Raw genomic sequence first — 16,865 nt, forward strand, 5'->3', positions numbered from 1 at the left:
CGCCAGCGCGGCCACGGGCCTGTCCGGCCCGATGTGGCCTCCAGTATGGTTCAGATCGCGCCCAGGCACCAAGCAAGAATCGACTTCTGCGCATGAAGACGGTTTTCCGCTTCATCGAAGACCACGGATTGCGGGCCGTCGATCACTTCGTCGGTAACTTCCTCACCACGATGGGCCGGCAGGCAATGCATGAACAATGCATCCTTGTCGGCCTGTGCCATCAAAGCCGAATTGACCTGATAAGGCTGGAAGACGTTGTGACCCCGGGCCCGATGTTCCTGATTCATGGAGACCCAGGTATCGGTCACCACGCAATCGGCGCCGGCGACCGCACGGTCTGCATCATGGCTCAGCATGATCTCGGCGCCCTCATTGCGGGCCCAGTTCAGATAGTGATCCTTCGGCTCGGAACCAAGAGGTACCGCCATGTTCATGCGATAGCCGAAACGGGCAGCCCCTTCGACCAGCGAATGCAGCACGTTGTTGCCATCGCCCATCCAGGCGATCGTCTTGCCCTTGATCGGGCCGCGATGCTCTTCGAAGGTCATGATATCGGCCATGATCTGGCAGGGATGGGTATCATCCGTCAGCGCGTTGATGACGGGAACGGTCGCATGTTCGGCGAGCTCCAGCATGCGGGCGTGATCGGTGGTGCGGATCATGATAGCGTCGACATAGCGCGACAGGACCTTCGCGGTGTCGCCAATCGTTTCGGCGCGGCCGAGCTGCATTTCGGTGCCGGAGAGGAACAGCGTTTCGCCGCCGAGCTGGCGCATGCCGACGTCGAAGGAGACGCGGGTACGCGTCGAGGGCTTTTCGAAGATCATCGCCAGCATCTTGCCTGCCAGCGGCTTGTCGCCCTGGCCAGCCTTGAAGGCCTGCTTGCGGGTCTTGGCGTCGTCCATGATGACCCTGAGGTCGGAAGAGGTTACCGCGGAGAGATCGAGAAAGTGTTTTGGGGAAGCCATCTGTCTTTAACCTGTTGCGCCCGCCATCCGGCCGGGCATCCATCCATTCAAGCCGTCTTCTTTGCCTTGGCGCGCACGCTCTCGGCGGCGCGCTCCAGGCGCGCGAGGCCTTCGCGGGCTTCGTCAGCGGTGACGACGAGCGGGGGCAACAAACGGATGACATTGTCGCCGGCCGGAATGGCCAGCAGGTTGGCAGCGCGGATGGCCTGCAACAGCTCAGTTGACGGAACAGCCGCCTTGACGCCGAGCATCAGGCCTTCGCCGCGGATATCCTCGATCACATCAGGGAAACGATCCTTCAGCGATGCAAGGCCCTGACGGAAGACTAGCGCGACGTCGTTGACGTGGCGCAGGAAGCCTTCCTCGAGGATGACATCGAGCACGGCATTGCCGACGGCCATGGCGAGCGGGTTGCCGCCGTAGGTCGAGCCATGGGTGCCGGCCTTCATGCCGGAGGCCGCTTCGGCCGTTGCCAGGCATGCGCCGAGCGGGAAACCACCGCCGATGCCCTTGGCGACCGCCATGATATCGGGCGTCACGCCGGACCATTCATGCGCGAAGAGCTTGCCGGTGCGGCCGACGCCGGACTGAACCTCATCGAGGATCAGAAGCAGGCCGTTTTCGTCGCAGAGCTGGCGCAGCGCCTTCATGAATTCCGTGGTCGCCGGGCGGATACCACCCTCACCCTGTACCGGCTCGATCAGGATACCGGCCGTGGCATCGGTGATCGCGGCACGGACGGCTTCGATATCGCCGAAGGGAACCTGGTCGAAACCGGGCGTCTTGGGGCCGAAGCCTTCGAGATACTTTTCCTGGCCACCGGCGGCAATCGTTGCCAGCGTGCGGCCGTGGAAGGCGCCTTCGAAGGTGATGATGTGGAAGCGCTCGGGATGGCCCTTCGAATACTGGTAGCGGCGCGCGGTCTTGATCGCGCATTCCAGCGCTTCGGCGCCGGAATTGGTGAAGAACACCTTATCCGCGAAGGTTGCATCGGTCAGCCGCTTGGCAAAGCGCTCCTGGCCGGGGATTTCGTAAATGTTGGAGAGGTGCCAAACCTTCTCGGCCTGATCCTTCAGCGCGCCGACGACGTGCGGATGGCTATGGCCGACGGAGGTCACGGCAACGCCCGCGCCGAAATCGAGATATCGCTCGCCAGTTTCGGTGATCAGCCACACGCCCTCTCCTCGCTCGAACCGCAGCGGGGCACGAGAGTAGGTATCATAAAGCGGCGCGGCTTCAGCCATGGCGCGATCTCCTGTCATTCGCTCAACAAAGGCCCGGACTCCGGCTAAAAAGCGGGTGCCCGGAAATGAAAAATGCCGCCTTTCGGCGGCGAGGGGCACTATTGTCTTTTCGCAGTGCGATGTCAACAAAACTGAGCTTTTGCCGCATGCGTCAAGCAAGCATCGGGGCGCCGGCGAGCTATCAACAGCTAATGTTGCAGAAATGACTCTACCACCCAGCAAGTTGGGGAAAACCGAGAAATCGATTCGCCGCGATTCAACCGACTCTTGTCACGGAGTCGCCCTCACTCTAGGTTAAAACTCAATTACTAGACTGCATGCGGCGGAACTAGTCACCAAAATCGAGCAAGCGTTTCTTGGTCCGGACACGTCCGTGCCATGGGTGAAGGATTCTGCCTACACCAACGCAATAAGGCGGAGACAGGGCATGAACTGGACAGACGAGCGCGTTGAAAGACTGAAGAAGCTTTGGGCCGAAGGCTTGAGCGCCAGCCAGATTGCGGCACAACTTGGCGGTGTAAGCCGCAACGCCGTCATCGGCAAGGTCCACCGCCTGAACCTGCCTGGCCGCGCCAAGGCCGGCGGCACGACGACCGCGACCAGAGCGCCGAAGCGCCCGGCGGTTTCGACCCCGCGCGCTGCCAGCAACTTCAATTCCGCACGCATCTCGCCAAGCCGCGCCGTTGCCCGCCCGCAGGGCGCAGTGGCTCTCAAGGAAGAGATGGACATCGATGCGATCGAGGAAGTCCGCTACCGTCCGGCTTCCAACGTTGTCGTTCCGATCTCGCGCCGCCTCGGCCTTACGGAACTGACCGAGCGTACGTGCAAGTGGCCGGTCGGCGATCCGCTGACTGACGATTTCCACTTCTGCGGCTGCGAGTCCCCTGACAACTCGCCATACTGCACCTACCACCAGCGCATGGCCTACCAGCCGGTCAACGAGCGCCGCAAGGCAGCCAACCGGGTCGCATGACCCGGAAAGCCGGATAAGGAACACAAGAAAACGGGCCCTCGCGGGGCCCGTTTTTCGTTGGATCGGATGGAATGGAAGCGCCTTACGCTTCCATGGAATAGCCGGCGCCGCGAACCGTGCGGATGACATCCTGCATGTTGGAGAAGTTGAGCGCCTTGCGCAGGCGGCCGACGTGCACATCGACGGTGCGTTCGTCGACATAGATGTCATGGCCCCAGACGCCATCGAGCAGCTGCGAGCGGGAGAAGACGCGGCCCGGCGACGACATCAGGAATTCCAGCAGGCGGAATTCGGTCGGTCCGAGGCGGACTTCGCGGCTCTTGCGGTGAACGCGGTGGGTTTCGCGATCGAGCTCGATATCGCCGCACTTCAGCAGCGAGGAGAGCACTTCGGGCTTGGCGCGGCGCAGCATCGCCTTGACGCGGGCAACGAGCTCAGGCGTCGAAAACGGCTTGACGACATAATCGTCGGCGCCGGTCGACAGGCCGCGAACGCGTTCGCTTTCCTCGCCACGGGCGGTCAGCATGATGATCGGCAGGCGCTCCGTCTCGGGGCGCATGCGCAGGCGACGGCAGAGCTCGATGCCGGATACGCCGGGCAGCATCCAATCGAGGATCAAAAGATCAGGCGTGCGTTCCTGCAGCCGGATCTCGGCCTCGTCACCGCGAAGGATGGTATCGACTTCGAAGCCTTCGGCCTCAAGGTTATAGCGAAGAAGCACGCTCAGTGCTTCTTCGTCTTCAACGACTGCTACTCTTGGGATCATTCGTCTCGGTCTCCTGGGGGCGTGGGTCCGGAACGCTTATTCCGTGACCGCGCCGACGGTGTTGGCGGTGTCGTCCTTCGGACGCTCGCCTTCCGGCTGGGCGCCGGTAGCCATGTAGTAGATGGTCTCTGCGATGTTGGTGGCGTGGTCGCCGATGCGCTCGATGTTCTTGGCGCAGAAGAGAAGGTGCGTGCAGCTGGTGATGTTGCGCGGATCTTCCATCATGTAGGTCAGCATCTCGCGGAACAGCGAGGTGTACATCGCGTCGATTTCCTCGTCGCGTTCGCGGATCGACTTGGCACGATCGGCAACGCGGCTGGTGTAGACGTCGAGAACTTCCTTGAGCTGGACGAGCGCCAGTTCGGAGAGATGCTCGAGACCGCGGGCGAGCTTGCGCGGAACGCCCGTGCTCTGAACCGCGATGACGCGCTTGGCGGTGTTCTTGCCAAGATCGCCGACGCGCTCGAGATCGGCCGCGATGCGGATCGAGCCCATGATTTCGCGAAGGTCGGCGGCCATCGGCTGGCGGCGGGCGATGGTGATGATCGCCTTTTCGCCAATCTCGCGCTCGGCGTGATCGAGGATCACGTCGTCGGAGATGACCTTCTGGGCGAGCGAAGTGTCGCCGTTGACGAGCGCGCGAACGGCGTCGCCGACCATCTGTTCCGCGAGGCCGCCCATTTCGGAGATGCGGCGCGTCAGGAACTTGAGATCATCGTCATAGGCGGAATAGATATGTGTCGATGCCATGGGGCTTATCCTTGAATGTCCTGAGGTTTACCGGTTTCGGAGATCAACCGAAGCGGCCCATGATGTAATCCTGGGTGCGCGGATCATCCGGGTTGGTGAACATCTTGTCGGTATCGTTCTCCTCGACGAGGTTGCCGAGGTGGAACATGGCGGTGCGCTGCGAAACGCGGGCTGCCTGCTGCATCGAGTGCGTGACGATGACGATCGTGTAGGCTTCGCGCAGCTCGTGGATGAGCTCCTCGACCTTGGCGGTCGCGATCGGGTCAAGCGCCGAGCAGGGCTCGTCCATCAGGATGACTTCGGGGCTGACGGCAATCGCGCGGGCGATGCACAGACGCTGCTGCTGACCACCCGAGAGGCCGGTGCCGCCTTCATGCACGCGGTCCTTGACCTCGTTCCACAGGCCGGCGCGCTGCAGGCTCTGCTCGACGATGACGTCCATGTCGGCCTTCGCCTTGGCGAGACCGTGGATGCGCGGGCCGTAGGCGACGTTTTCGTAGATCGACTTCGGGAACGGGTTCGGCTTCTGGAACACCATGCCGACGCGGGCGCGCAGTTCGACGACGTCGATATCCGGATCGTAGATATCATCGCCATCAAGCGTGATCTTGCCGGTAACGCGGCAGTTGTCGATCGTGTCGTTCATGCGGTTCAGGCTGCGCAGGAAGGTGGACTTGCCGCAGCCCGATGGACCGATGAGAGCCGTCACGGTGTTTTCGCGGATGTTCAGCTTCACGTCGAAAAGCGCACGCTTCTCGCCGTAGTAAACCGAGACGTCCTGGCCGATCATTTTATACGGAATGGTATTCATCTTCTGGTCTAGCGCCTTCTCAACTGCTGCTTCCGTCAACATGTTCATGATGTTTACTCCGTTTACCAGCGGCGCTCAAAGCGACGACGCAAGAGAATGGCTCCGAGGTTCATGACGATCAGGAACAGGAGCAGGACGATGATGGCGCCGGACGTGCGCTCGACAAAGGCGCGTTCGGCTTCGTTTGCCCACATGTAAACCTGCACCGGCAGAGCCGTGGAGGGATCCATCGGGGTGGCAGGCGCATTGGCAACGAAGGCGACCATGCCGATCAGGAGCAACGGCGCGGTTTCACCGAGCGCGTGCGCCAGACCGATGATGGTGCCGGTCAGGATGCCAGGCATTGCCAGCGGCAGGACGTGGTGGAACACCATCTGCATCTTCGAAGCGCCGAGGCCGAGAGCGGCTGCGCGGATCGAAGGGGGCACGGCGCGCAGGGCTGCGCGGGTGGCGATGATGATGGTCGGCAGCGTCATCAGCGTCAGCACCAGACCGCCGACCAGCGACGCGGAGCGCGGCAGGCCTGCGAAGTTGATGAAGACGGCGAGACCGAGCAGACCGTAGACGATCGAGGGAACGGCCGCGAGGTTGTTGATGTTGACCTCGATCAGGTCGGTCAGCTTGTTCTTCGGCGCGAACTCTTCGAGATAGATCGAAGCGGCGACACCGATCGGCAGCGACAGGGCAAGAACGATCAGCATCAGGTAAAGCGAGCCGATGAGGGCGACGCCGAGACCTGCGGCTTCCGGACGGCTGGAGTTGCCGTTGACGAAGAGGCCGGTGTTGAACTCCTTGTGGAGCGTGCCGCTGGCGGCCATCTGCTGCATCCAGCCGACCTGGCGGTCGTTGACCTTGCGGTTCTTCTCGTCAACCGTCAGGTCGATCTGGCCCTTGTTGGCCGAGTCGACGTTGGCGTCGGCGAGAAGCGTGACGTTGACCGTCTTGCCGATGAGCGACGGGTCGGCGACGACCATGTCGCGAAGCACGATCGGTGCACCCTTGGAGATCATCGCGGTGGCATCACGCGTTTCCGGACGGCTCTCAGCATTGATGCCGAGCGTCTTGACCATGGCGTCGCGGATGAGCACCGGATAGTTGGCGGCGATCAGCACCGACGGGTCGGTGGCGCGCTTGTTGTTGGGGTCGAGCACCTTTTCGGAGAACTCGATCGGCAGGGTGATCGAGGTCTGCGCGAAGGCCGTGTAGCCCTGACGGATAACCGTCGTGAGCAGGATGGCCAGGAAGATCAGACCGAAGGAGATGGCAGCGATGCCATAGGCCTGGAAGCGGCGTTCGGCGGCGTAGCGACGCTTGATGCCGATGTCGCGGCGGGCCGGCGCCTTGGAGACGACGACGCCCTGTCCGGAGGAAACAACGTCCGTCATTCGTACTGCTCCCGGTATTTGCGCACAATGAAGAGCGCGTAGATGTTAAGGCAAAGCGTGATGAAGAACAGCGTGATGCCAAGCGCGAAGGCAACCAGCGTCTGCGGCGAGGTGAACTCAAGGTCACCCGTCAGCTGGTTGACGATCTTGACCGTCACCGTCGTCATCGGCTCGAATGGGTTGATCTGAATGCGGGCTGCAACACCGGCCGCAAGCACGACGATCATGGTCTCGCCGATGGCGCGCGAGGCGGTCATCAGGAGAGCGCCGACGATACCTGGCAGGGCGGCGGGGAGAACGACCTTCTTGATCGTTTCCGAACGCGTGGCGCCGAGGCCGAGGGAACCGTCACGCAGGGCGCGCGGCACGGCGGTGATGATGTCGTCAGACAGCGAGGAGACGTATGGGATCAGCATGATGCCCATGACGATACCGGCGGTCAGAACGCTCTGTGCCTGGATGAAGTTGCTGTAGTCGCCGGTCAGAAGGCCGTTCACCTGGGACGAGAGGTCGCGCAGGAAGGGGCCGACGGTGATGAGGGCGAAGAAGCCGTAGACGATGGTCGGGATACCGGCCAGCACTTCGAGCAGCGGCTTGGCGATACCGCGAACCTTGGGAGCCGCGTATTCCGCCATGTAGATGGCCGCGAAGAGACCGACCGGAACAGCGACCAGCATGGCAACGAGGCCGATGTAGAGCGTGCCGAGCAGCAGCGGGATCAGACCGAACTGGCCGAAGGACGAGCTGCCGGCGCCGGCAAAGCGCGGATCCCAGACGGTGCCGAAGAAGAAGTCGGCGGCCGGAACTTCAGCGAAGAAGTGGGCTGCTTCCGTCAGCATCGACATGACGATGCCGACAGTGGTCAGGATCGCGATGGAGGATGCGAGCAGCAGCCCCCAGAGCATGACGCGTTCAACGCGGTTGCGGGCCCGGAAACGGGGAGCGACTTCGCGCAGGGCATAGAAGCCACCGGCAACGCCGAGCGCGAGAACGACCAGCGTCATGATCAAGCGGCTGATGCCGCTCTCGGTGTTCAGCTTCTGAGCGCCTTCGATCATGTAAGGCTGCGGAACGCCGGCGAGCGGAACGCCCTTGGCGGCGAGCTTGGCCTGGAGACCGGCGGGATCGCCGACGCCTGCGGCAACGTCTTCGCTCGCGAGCTGAGGCAAACCGCGGGCGATGGCGCTGACCATGCCGTAGTTCAGGTTCTGCTGAGCCGCAGACTGAGCCTTGACGTCTTCGGGAAAGCCGCCGCGAACGGAGGATTCGATAATGGAGGGGCTGATCGCAAGCCAGGCGCACAGAACGATGAGCGCAGGCAGGATAGCCCAGATTGCGGCATAGGCACCGTAGTAGCCAGGCCGGGAGTGCAGTGCCGAGGATTTACCTCCGGCAAGCGCCGTCGCGCGGCTGCGTGCTGCCACAAAGGCAACCGCGCCAAGCACAACGAGGCACAAGAGTAAGACGGATGTACTCATTCGTTAAGGTCCCCCAGGCCCTCGGCCCCCAAGAGCGAAACGGCGCTTCGGCCATTTCGGCTTCCAATCATGGAGTAGTTCAGCTTCACCGCTCCCTTAGAGCGGACAAAGGCGATGCCGGCGCGACCCTTTGGATCGCGCCGGCAAAGTTTATTACATGGTCTTGCCGTCTTCGACTGCCTTGCGGGTCGCTTCGCGCTCAGCGTCCGGAGCAGCAACCAGACCGTACTCGACGAGCGGGCTGTCAGGGCCAACCATCTGGTCGGATACGAAGAAGTTTACGTATTCCTTCAGGCCCGGGATAACGCCCAGGTGAGCCTTCTTCACGTAGAAGAACAGCGGACGGGAAACCGGGTAGGTGCCGTCAGCGATCGTTTCCGGGCTCGGAACGATACCCTTGACGGTAGCGACCTTCAGCTTGTCAGCGTTGTTTTCGTAGAAGGAAAGGCCGAATACGCCAACACCGGTCTTGTTGGCAGCGATGCGTGCCAGCGTTTCCGGATAGTCGCCGTCGATGTCGACTGCAGCACCGTCCTTACGAACTGCAACGCAAGCCTTGCTCTGAGCAGCCTTGTCAGCGATTTCCTTGGAGATCACGTCGAGAGCGCCGCTATCCTTGCAGCCAGCAGCGAGAACGTTCAGCTCGAACACTTCGCGGGTGCCGTGCTTTTCGCCGGGGATGTAGGCAGCGATATCAACAGCCGGGAGCTTCGAGTTGACTTCAGACCACTTCTTGTAGGGGTTTGCGACGAGCTTGCCGTCGACAACAACCTGAGCAGCGAGAGCCTTGTAGAGGTCGGCCGGCTCGTAAGCGACGTCAGGGTTGGACGAGTCGGTTGCGAAGACGATGCCGTCGTAGCCGATCTTGACTTCCTGGATGTCGGTAACGCCGGCGGTCTTGCAGGCTTCCAGTTCCTTGGCGTTGATCGGACGCGAAGCGTTGGCAACGTCGATCGTGTCAGGGCCTACGCCCTTGCAGAATTCCTTGAGGCCAGCGCCGGTGCCACCGGATTCAACGACCGGCGTCTTGAAGTCCTTGAAGGTTTCGCCGAAAGTTTCGGCAACGATCTTGGCGTAAGGCAGAACGGTGGACGAACCACTGACCTGGACCTGGTCGCGAGCAACAGCCGCGCCTGCGAAAGCGGCGGAAGCAGCAAGTGCAGCGACCGTGAGTTTAAAAGCGTTCATAATAGTCTCCCGGGCTTATAACTGTCTGGGTGGGGCCTGAACGGCCCTTTGACGGTGCCGTCTCTGTCAGCGGCACGCATTCTTTAGCCTCTGATGACAAGAGCTTTTATGTCAGTTCAGTGAAACATTTATGACAGTCTATGCAATTGAAATACATAGATAAAATCATGACCCACAAAGACCGGACGGCCTTTTATGTCAAAACCGGACGGTAAAGCTCGTTCCCTTGCCGACCTCGGACTTGACGATCAGGCGGGCGCGGTGGCGCGTGAGGATGTGCTTGACGATGGCAAGCCCGAGGCCCGTGCCCTTCTTGGAGCGGCTATCCTCAATGCTGACGCGATAGAAGCGCTCCGTCAGGCGTGGTACGTGTTCGGCCGGGATACCCGGCCCCTTGTCGACGACGGTAACCTCGACAGGTCCGCTGGGGCCGTTCTTCAGGAAGACCTCGACGACCTTGCCTTCCTGGCCATATTTGCAGGCGTTTTCGATCAGGTTTTCAAACACCTGCACGAGTTCGTCGCGATCACCCGCCACCTCGGCCCGCCCTTCCGGCAGGTGCAACTGGATATCGACGCCGACATCGTTGGCCAGCGGCAGAAGCGCATCCCGGACATGGCCGAGCAGCGGCACGAGATCCACCTTCTCATCCGGCGCGATATGCGACTTCAGTTCCAGGCGTGACAGGGACAAGAGGTCGTCGACCAGCCGGCTCATGCGCGTGGTCTGATCGAACATGATGCCGAGGAAGCGTTCCTGCGCCTTGAAATCGCTTTTCGCCGGCCCCTGGATGGTTTCGATGAAGCCGCGCAGCGAGGCGAGCGGCGTGCGCAGCTCGTGGCTGGCGTTGGCCACGAAATCCGAGCGCATGCGATCGATGCGGCGAACTTCCGATATGTCGCGGAAGGACAGAACGAAAAGTCGCTCGCTTGCGCCATGGTTTGCACCGCCGACGCCGCCAAGCTCGACCGGCGAGCTGCGGACAATATAGACGCGCTCCGACGGGAGCCGTTCGGAGTGCTCGATCTGGTTCGGCGCATTGGTGACGATGGTTTCGCGGACCATATCGAGAATACCGGGCGAGCGAAGCCGCGCCGAGATATGCGCGCCGATGACCATCTCTCCGAAGGCCTTTTCAGCGGCGCGGTTCTGGAACAGCACGGAGGCATCGCCGGCCAACACCATGACCGGAATGTCGAGCGCCGAAAGCGTCGCCGACACCTCGGGCAGAAGACTGCGCGCGGCCGGCTCCTCGACCTCGGACGCCGGCGGGGCCGTGGCGACCCGGGGGCGCGGCTCGGACGAGCACATGATGGCAAGCAGCATGATCGCCAGCAGGCCGAGCACGCCCCAGCCGTTCATGCCGGCGGTCACCGCGATGAAGGCAATCGCCAGCGCGACGAGAAGCACGAAGCTCTCCCGACGGAGCTTTGCCGCCAGTTTGGCCGTCCATGGCGTTTGCTGTTCCAAGTGCCCCTCGCGACGTCGATTCGTTCTTCGTTGGCTATCAAACTTCGCCTGATAGCGCTCTTTCATGACAGAAGTTTACCGATGCCGCCAGCAAACCGACAATGCACCCCGACTGCGCACATAATTTTTACCGATGACGAGAGGTTTGATTTTCAAAAGGAAATATGTTCGCCTTGGCAGCTACGCACATACCGAGGAGGATCGCCATGTCGGAAGATGTCGAAAGCAGAGCAGTCGAACTGGATATCAAGGGCAAGAAGCGCGTTTTCGACGTGGACGATCCGGTGCTGCCCGACTGGGTGGACGAGGAGGCGCTGAAATCGGGCGACTTCCCTTACAACAAGAAGCTCAAGGAAGAAGAGTATCTCGAAGAGCTCAAGGCGCTTCAGATCGAGCTGGTGAAGGTACAGTTCTGGCTGCAGGCGACCGGCAAGCGCGTGATGGCGCTGTTCGAGGGCCGCGACGCGGCGGGCAAGGGCGGCGCGATTTCCGCCTCTTCCGCGCACATGAACCCTCGCCTCGCGCGCGTAGTGGCGCTGACGAAGCCCACCGACCGCGAGGCCGGGCAATGGTATTTCCAGCGCTACATCGCGCAGTTTCCGACGGCGGGCGAGTTCGTGCTCTTCGACCGCTCCTGGTACAACCGCGCTGGCGTCGAGCCGATCATGGGCTTCTGCACGCCGAAACAATATGAGGATTTTCTCGCGCAGGCGCCGCAGATCGAGAAGGTGATCAGCCACGAGGGCATCTTCTTCTTCAAATTCTATCTGGATATCGGCCGCGAGATGCAGCTCAAGCGCTTTCACGACCGCCGCCATGATCCGAGGAAAGTGTGGAAGCTGTCGTCGATGGATATCGCGGCGCTGACCAAGTGGGACGATTACAGCGAAAAGCGCGACCGGATGCTGAAGGAAACGCACACGGAATTCGCGCCCTGGACCGTCGTTCACGCCAACGACAAACGCCGCGCCCGCCTGAACCTCATCCGTCACATACTGAAGACGATCGATTATGACGGCAAGGACAAGGACGCTATCGGCAAGCTCGACGACAAGATCATCGGCCAGGGGCCGAAGTTCCTGAAGTGACTGCGGCAAAGCATACTAACTGAGCGGGCTGCCCGACCGCCTTATTGGCCGGGCAGGATACGCACGGCGTAGAGGTTGATGCCCCTCGCCTTGCCGTCCACGTCGCTGTTGATCAAAAGCGTGCCGGCCGAGGTCGGCGCGAGCGAGCGATCGAAGCGGACCTGCAAGAGAACGTCCGACTTTTCGCGGTTGACCGTGAAGCGGTGGCGGGCGCAATCGCCGAGCGACTGGAAATCGCATTCGACGGTGATCTGCGTCGGCTCATCGGAGGTCGATTGCAAAGTGACCGCGATGGTCGAGGACTTGCCGGCGAGCTGCTGCAGAATATCCGGCGGAACGGTGATGCCGACATTGCCATCGGCGCCGGCGCTTTGCGAGGTGAGGCGCACGGCCGGACCATCGTTTTCGGCAATGCTCTCGACGCGCGACTGCGGACCCTTGACGATCTTGTTGGCATCCGACGGCTTGAAGATTTCGAGCCATGCGGCGGAGAAGGAATTCTGCGGATCGATGACCGGCGCCTGGCTGGCGTCGCTCTCTGCATTATGATTGTCACTCGCGCCGTTGAAATCCTCCGGCGCGGTGGTGGCGGGCGGATTGGCGACGCTGGTATCGCGCTCGGCCGCCGTCATCAGCAGGCCTGATGTGTGCGCCCACCAGGCGCCCATGCCGATGAAGGCGAGGAGGACGCACCAGACGAGCAGGCGCGAGAAGAACTTGCGCGGCTTGCGACGGGCGACGGCGCGCTCGGGCCGGAAATCCATGTTGGCCGGCTTTTTCTCGGCCACGAAGGGTTCGGGTGCAGCCGCCAGATGATCGGCATCGCCGGCATGCAGGCCGCCGAGACCAGAGTCCTCTTCATAGCGATTGTCGGCGACCATGACGTCAGGCGCGGGCGCGCGTGTTTCCCCGCCGATGGTGGGGCTGTCGAAATCGTCAGGCGCGCGAGGCGGCGGGGGTGGCGGGATATCGACCACGGGCGGCACCGGCACCTCGGGCGGCCCTTGGCGCGGATGAAGGCGCTGCCGCTCCTCGCCCTCGATCATGTGGATCGTCGTTTCCAGGCGATGGCGATGATGGGCGATCGCGTTGGTATCCGTCACGTCCTGCTTGCGCAGGCCGGCTTCCAGCGCCTGGCGCGCGGATTGATAGATCTTGGCTCGGACTTCGGGATTGTCGCGATCGGCATTGTCTAGCGCCGTTCTGATAGCCGTTTCTAATCCGCTCACGTCCGGTCCTTCGTGCTGATGACAGGCGTCATATGCTTAACAATATGCAACTGCGGTAGCGGCTGATGCCGTAAACCGCAAGGCTGAGGCCGCCGACGGCGCCCGTTCAATAGGGGATAATACCGAAAGGCAGGCCTTTTTATAGAGCAAGCGATGTTGGCGGAACCGCGACACGGTCTTTTCCTGGCGAAAACTCTCTGCTATCACATTGACGTTTTCGTAAACGTCAATTCTTCACGGTGACCCATGGCCCTGCCCTCGATCCTGACGCGAAACCTCAGACTGCCCGTGGTGGCCTCTCCGCTGTTCATCATTTCGCACCCGGCGCTGACGCTGGCGCAGTGCAAGGCGGGCGTCATCGGCGCATTCCCGGCGCTCAATGCGCGGCCGGAAAGCCAGCTCGACGAATGGCTTGCGATGATGACCGAGGAACTGGCAGCGCACGACGCCGCCAATCCGGGCAGGCCGGCCGCACCCTTCGCCGTCAACCAGATCGTCCATACGTCGAACAAGCGGCTGGAGCACGACCTGATGCTCTGCGTCAAATACAAGGTGCCGATCGTCATCTCCTCGCTCGGCGCCGTGCCGGAGGTAAACGCCGCCGTGCATTCCTATGGCGGCATCGTGCTGCATGACGTGATCAACAACCGCCACGCCAATTCGGCCATCCGCAAGGGCGCCGACGGGTTGATCGCGGTGGCGGCGGGCGCCGGCGGCCATGCCGGCACGTTGTCGCCGTTTGCGCTGGTGCAAGAAATCCGCGAATGGTTCGACGGCCCGCTTCTGCTTGCCGGCGCGATCGCCAATGGCGGCGCGATCCTGGCCGCGCAGGCGATGGGCGCCGACATGGCCTATATCGGCAGCCCCTTTATCGCGACCGACGAGGCGCGCGCCTCCGACGCCTACAAGCAGGCGATCGTGGACGGCGCGTCGAGCGATATCGTCTATTCCAACTATTTCACCGGCGTCGCCGGCAACTACTTGAAACCTTCAGTCAAAGCCGTCGGCCTCGACCCCGACAACCTGCCGGCCGCCGACGTCTCGAAGATGGATTTCGAACAGGCCGTTGGCGGCGCCAAGGCCTGGAAGGACATATGGGGCAGCGGCCAGGGCATCGGCGCCATCAAGGCCGTCGAGCCCGTCGAGGCACTCGTGGACCGAATGAAAAAGGAATATGGCGCGGCGCGCGACCGACTGGCACTCCCCTCGCCGGTTTGACGGCGCGGGGATATTTCCACAGCCGCGTTCTTTTTTGCCAAAGACGTGACAGGGCGCTTGAAATCTTCCGACAATGCTTGTATCAGCGCCATGCAAATCGCGGGCCGAACACAAATCACCCGCCGGATTGCCGCTTTAGCTCAGGTGGTAGAGCACATCATTCGTAATGATGGGGTCGCAGGTTCGAGTCCTGCAAGCGGCACCATTTTTTCTTCAGATTTCTCAGAGTTTCGACATTTCGCCGGCTTTCGCGCGCAACGATAGCGTGGCCGACGCCTAAGACGATGACCGCTCGATGCTGCCCAAACCGGTAGCGGCTGAGGGCGCTCCCCTCAGCCGGACACACTCGACTTCGATTACCGGAACAGGCTCATGATGCCGCTCGGCGCGGAGTTGGCGATCGACAGCGCCTGGATGGCGAGTTGCTGCTGGGTTTGCTGGGCCGCGAGCCTGGAGGATTCCTGCTCCATGTCGGCATCGACCAGACGGCCGACACCGCTGTCGAGGCTGTCCATGAGCTTGGCTGCGAAGGCCGTCTGCCCGTCGATACGCGTCTGCAGCGATCCGAGCGTGCTGGCGCTTTCGATCGATCGCTTCAGCATGTACTCGACGCCGGTGAGATACTCATCGACACCGAAGGCGGAGCCGGTGACATCGACCTCGTCGAGGTCGAACTCAAGCGTCCAGGGCGGATCAGACTGCACGTTGCCGACGCTGACGCGGGCGGCGCGATTGCCCGCTTCCGGATAGAGGGTCCGATCGGCCGAAAAGGTGATTGTGTCGCCGGATGGCGTGATCACCAAATCGCTGCCCGCCGAGGCGAATGCGATGACAGCGGCTAGGTCCGTGGCGTTGCCGACATAGCCATCGCTGGTGCCAAGCGCGGCATCGACCGTTGTCCGGTCGATCCTATAGGTCTGCAGCGGGTTGGGGCCAACCTGCACGTCAAAGGTGATGGACGCTTTCTCGGAGACGGTGAACGACCGGCCGAACGTCATGTGGGCTTCGGGATACATGTTGTCGTGATTGCTGAGCGGCGCTTTTTCCAGGCCCAGCGCAAAGCCGGTTGGATAGACGCCGCCGAAATCCGATGTAACGCCGGTGATGTCGATGCTGGAACCAGGATGACCCGAGGTCTCGAGCGAACCGATCTCGAACTGGTTCGACGTCAGCCAGCCGGAGAAAAGCGTCTCGTTGGCGGTCGCAGGAACGCCGTTATCGGCAAAGACCTGGTTGAGCACCTTGCGCATGTCGGAAGCGTTGCCGATCTTGCCGTCGGTCGTGCCCAAAGCAGTGTCGATCACGCTCTTGTCGATCCTGAGCGCGGTAAAGGTCTCGCCGGCGGAATAGTCTCCGGCGTCGACCACAATATCAAAGTCGATGTAATCGGATGCACCGAAAGTGGCCGGGCCGGTGAAATCACGGTTCTCATGGCCCTCATGGGCGACGGAATTGATACCCGTGCCGCGGAAGCCGCCGATATTGCCAACACCGTCAAGTTCCTTTTGCAGGATGCCGCCGCCGCCGGTGTTTAGCATGCTGCTGAGCTTGAGGTTTACGCTTTCCGTTTCCACCTTAACCGAACCGTCATCCGAGCGGACGAACGACGACATGACAGAGGTGGTAAGATCATCGGTGACCATGAGATGCGTCGGAGCATTCGTCGTCAGCCAGTTGACACCATTGAAGCTCGACGAAGCCACGATGCTTTCGACCTGCAGATTGAGCTGCTTCAGTTCATCCTGGATCTTCGCCTTGTCGACACCGTCTTCAGTCGCGGCAACGAGCTTTGCCTTGTATTCGGTCAGGACATCGACGATCGAGTCGGTGCCGGCGTAGGCTGTATCGACTTTGGCGGACGCCATTCCGAGAGCGTCCGAGACGGCCGAAACCGCCTTGCTGTCGGATCGCATCGTCGTCGCGATGGACCAGTAGGCGGCATTATCGGAAGCCGCTTCCACACGTAGACCCGACGATATCCGGCCCTGGGTTTCCTGCAGTCCTGAGTTGAGAGAGCTTAGCGTCTGTAGTGCTGCAAGTGCCGAGGTATTCGTCAAAAGGGAGGTCATCGGAGATCCAGATAAATAAAACCTTGAATTAAAACGAAGAGCTATGACTGATTCTTACAGCCTATGGGTGCCAAACTAAGAAATTCGCAGTTAACAAAGTGTGGATGCCATTAGCTAAATCTTATGAAAATGGCACAACTTGGGAGTTGTTCTTGTTGCTCCCGCTTAAAAATTCGCGGACGTCGCCTCGCCAAGTAGTTTTCAAGACGTTCCCAGATATTTCCGGTC

General features: G+C 61.5%; 14 protein-coding genes and 1 tRNA gene. 4 read left to right on the plus strand and 11 right to left on the minus strand.

The window, feature by feature from the left end:
- Positions 1-50 precede the first annotated feature (50 nt).
- Complete coding sequence (gene argF / locus AC1DOG_RS08375; RefSeq protein ID WP_026282967.1) at positions 51-968, minus strand: ornithine carbamoyltransferase; 918 nt, start codon at positions 966-968, stop codon at positions 51-53.
- Between the two features lie 47 nt (positions 969-1,015).
- Positions 1,016-2,212 carry an aspartate aminotransferase family protein gene (locus AC1DOG_RS08380; protein ID WP_289728611.1) on the minus strand — a complete coding sequence of 399 codons (1,197 nt, stop codon included), beginning with the start codon at positions 2,210-2,212 and terminating at the stop codon, positions 1,016-1,018.
- 427 nt (positions 2,213-2,639) lie between these two features.
- On the opposite strand from AC1DOG_RS08380, the gene AC1DOG_RS08385 reads away from it, so the two are divergent.
- On the plus strand, positions 2,640-3,185 hold the full coding sequence (locus AC1DOG_RS08385) for a GcrA family cell cycle regulator (RefSeq protein ID WP_477927351.1): 546 nt from the start codon (positions 2,640-2,642) through the stop codon (positions 3,183-3,185).
- An 82-nt stretch (positions 3,186-3,267) separates the two neighbouring features.
- On the opposite strand, the gene phoB is transcribed toward AC1DOG_RS08385, so the two are convergent.
- The 7 genes from phoB to phoR all read right to left on the minus strand — a co-directional run bounded on the left by phoB (position 3,268) and on the right by phoR (position 11,033).
- Positions 3,268-3,951 carry a phosphate regulon transcriptional regulator PhoB gene (phoB, locus tag AC1DOG_RS08390; RefSeq protein WP_018898307.1) on the minus strand — a complete coding sequence of 228 codons (684 nt, stop codon included), beginning with the start codon at positions 3,949-3,951 and terminating at the stop codon, positions 3,268-3,270.
- Between the two features lie 36 nt (positions 3,952-3,987).
- Positions 3,988-4,701 (minus strand): phosphate signaling complex protein PhoU, encoded by a 714-nt coding sequence (gene phoU / locus AC1DOG_RS08395; protein ID WP_018898306.1) that lies wholly within the window; start codon positions 4,699-4,701, stop codon positions 3,988-3,990.
- Between the two features lie 43 nt (positions 4,702-4,744).
- Positions 4,745-5,560, minus strand: coding sequence for a phosphate ABC transporter ATP-binding protein PstB (gene pstB, locus AC1DOG_RS08400; RefSeq protein WP_018898305.1), 816 nt, complete (start codon positions 5,558-5,560; stop codon positions 4,745-4,747).
- A gap of 14 nt (positions 5,561-5,574) precedes the next feature.
- A complete protein-coding gene (gene pstA, locus AC1DOG_RS08405; RefSeq protein WP_113196540.1) occupies positions 5,575-6,897 on the minus strand; it encodes a phosphate ABC transporter permease PstA in 1,323 nt (440 codons plus the stop codon).
- A complete protein-coding gene (pstC, locus tag AC1DOG_RS08410) occupies positions 6,894-8,375 on the minus strand; it encodes a phosphate ABC transporter permease subunit PstC (protein WP_477927352.1) in 1,482 nt (493 codons plus the stop codon). The genes pstA and pstC overlap by 4 nt, the downstream gene beginning before the upstream one ends.
- Positions 8,376-8,528: 153 nt before the next feature.
- Positions 8,529-9,563 (minus strand): substrate-binding domain-containing protein, encoded by a 1,035-nt coding sequence (locus AC1DOG_RS08415; RefSeq protein WP_113009851.1) that lies wholly within the window; start codon positions 9,561-9,563, stop codon positions 8,529-8,531.
- A 198-nt stretch (positions 9,564-9,761) separates the two neighbouring features.
- Complete coding sequence (phoR, locus tag AC1DOG_RS08420; protein WP_477927353.1) at positions 9,762-11,033, minus strand: phosphate regulon sensor histidine kinase PhoR; 1,272 nt, start codon at positions 11,031-11,033, stop codon at positions 9,762-9,764.
- Between the two features lie 206 nt (positions 11,034-11,239).
- Here phoR and ppk2 point away from each other — a divergent pair, with 206 nt between their 5' ends.
- Positions 11,240-12,121: a polyphosphate kinase 2 gene (gene ppk2, locus AC1DOG_RS08425; protein ID WP_112940959.1), complete on the plus strand. Its 882-nt coding sequence runs from the start codon at positions 11,240-11,242 to the stop codon at positions 12,119-12,121.
- Positions 12,122-12,162: 41 nt separating this feature from the next.
- On the opposite strand, the gene AC1DOG_RS08430 is transcribed toward ppk2, so the two are convergent.
- The gene (locus AC1DOG_RS08430) at positions 12,163-13,350 is read right to left on the minus strand and encodes a hypothetical protein (protein ID WP_477927354.1); all 1,188 of its coding nucleotides are present in this window, start codon (positions 13,348-13,350) and stop codon (positions 12,163-12,165) included.
- A 246-nt stretch (positions 13,351-13,596) separates the two neighbouring features.
- Between AC1DOG_RS08430 and AC1DOG_RS08435 the strand changes: the two genes are divergently transcribed.
- Complete coding sequence (locus tag AC1DOG_RS08435) at positions 13,597-14,568, plus strand: NAD(P)H-dependent flavin oxidoreductase (RefSeq protein ID WP_477927355.1); 972 nt, start codon at positions 13,597-13,599, stop codon at positions 14,566-14,568.
- Positions 14,569-14,697: 129 nt separating this feature from the next.
- Positions 14,698-14,773, plus strand: a tRNA-Thr gene (locus AC1DOG_RS08440).
- Positions 14,774-14,924: 151 nt separating this feature from the next.
- Here the strand turns inward: AC1DOG_RS08440 and AC1DOG_RS08445 are convergent.
- Positions 14,925-16,637: a flagellin N-terminal helical domain-containing protein gene (locus AC1DOG_RS08445; RefSeq protein WP_477927356.1), complete on the minus strand. Its 1,713-nt coding sequence runs from the start codon at positions 16,635-16,637 to the stop codon at positions 14,925-14,927.
- Positions 16,638-16,865: the final 228 nt, after the last annotated feature.

The organism is Rhizobium sp. 01N48, from assembly GCF_056399145.1.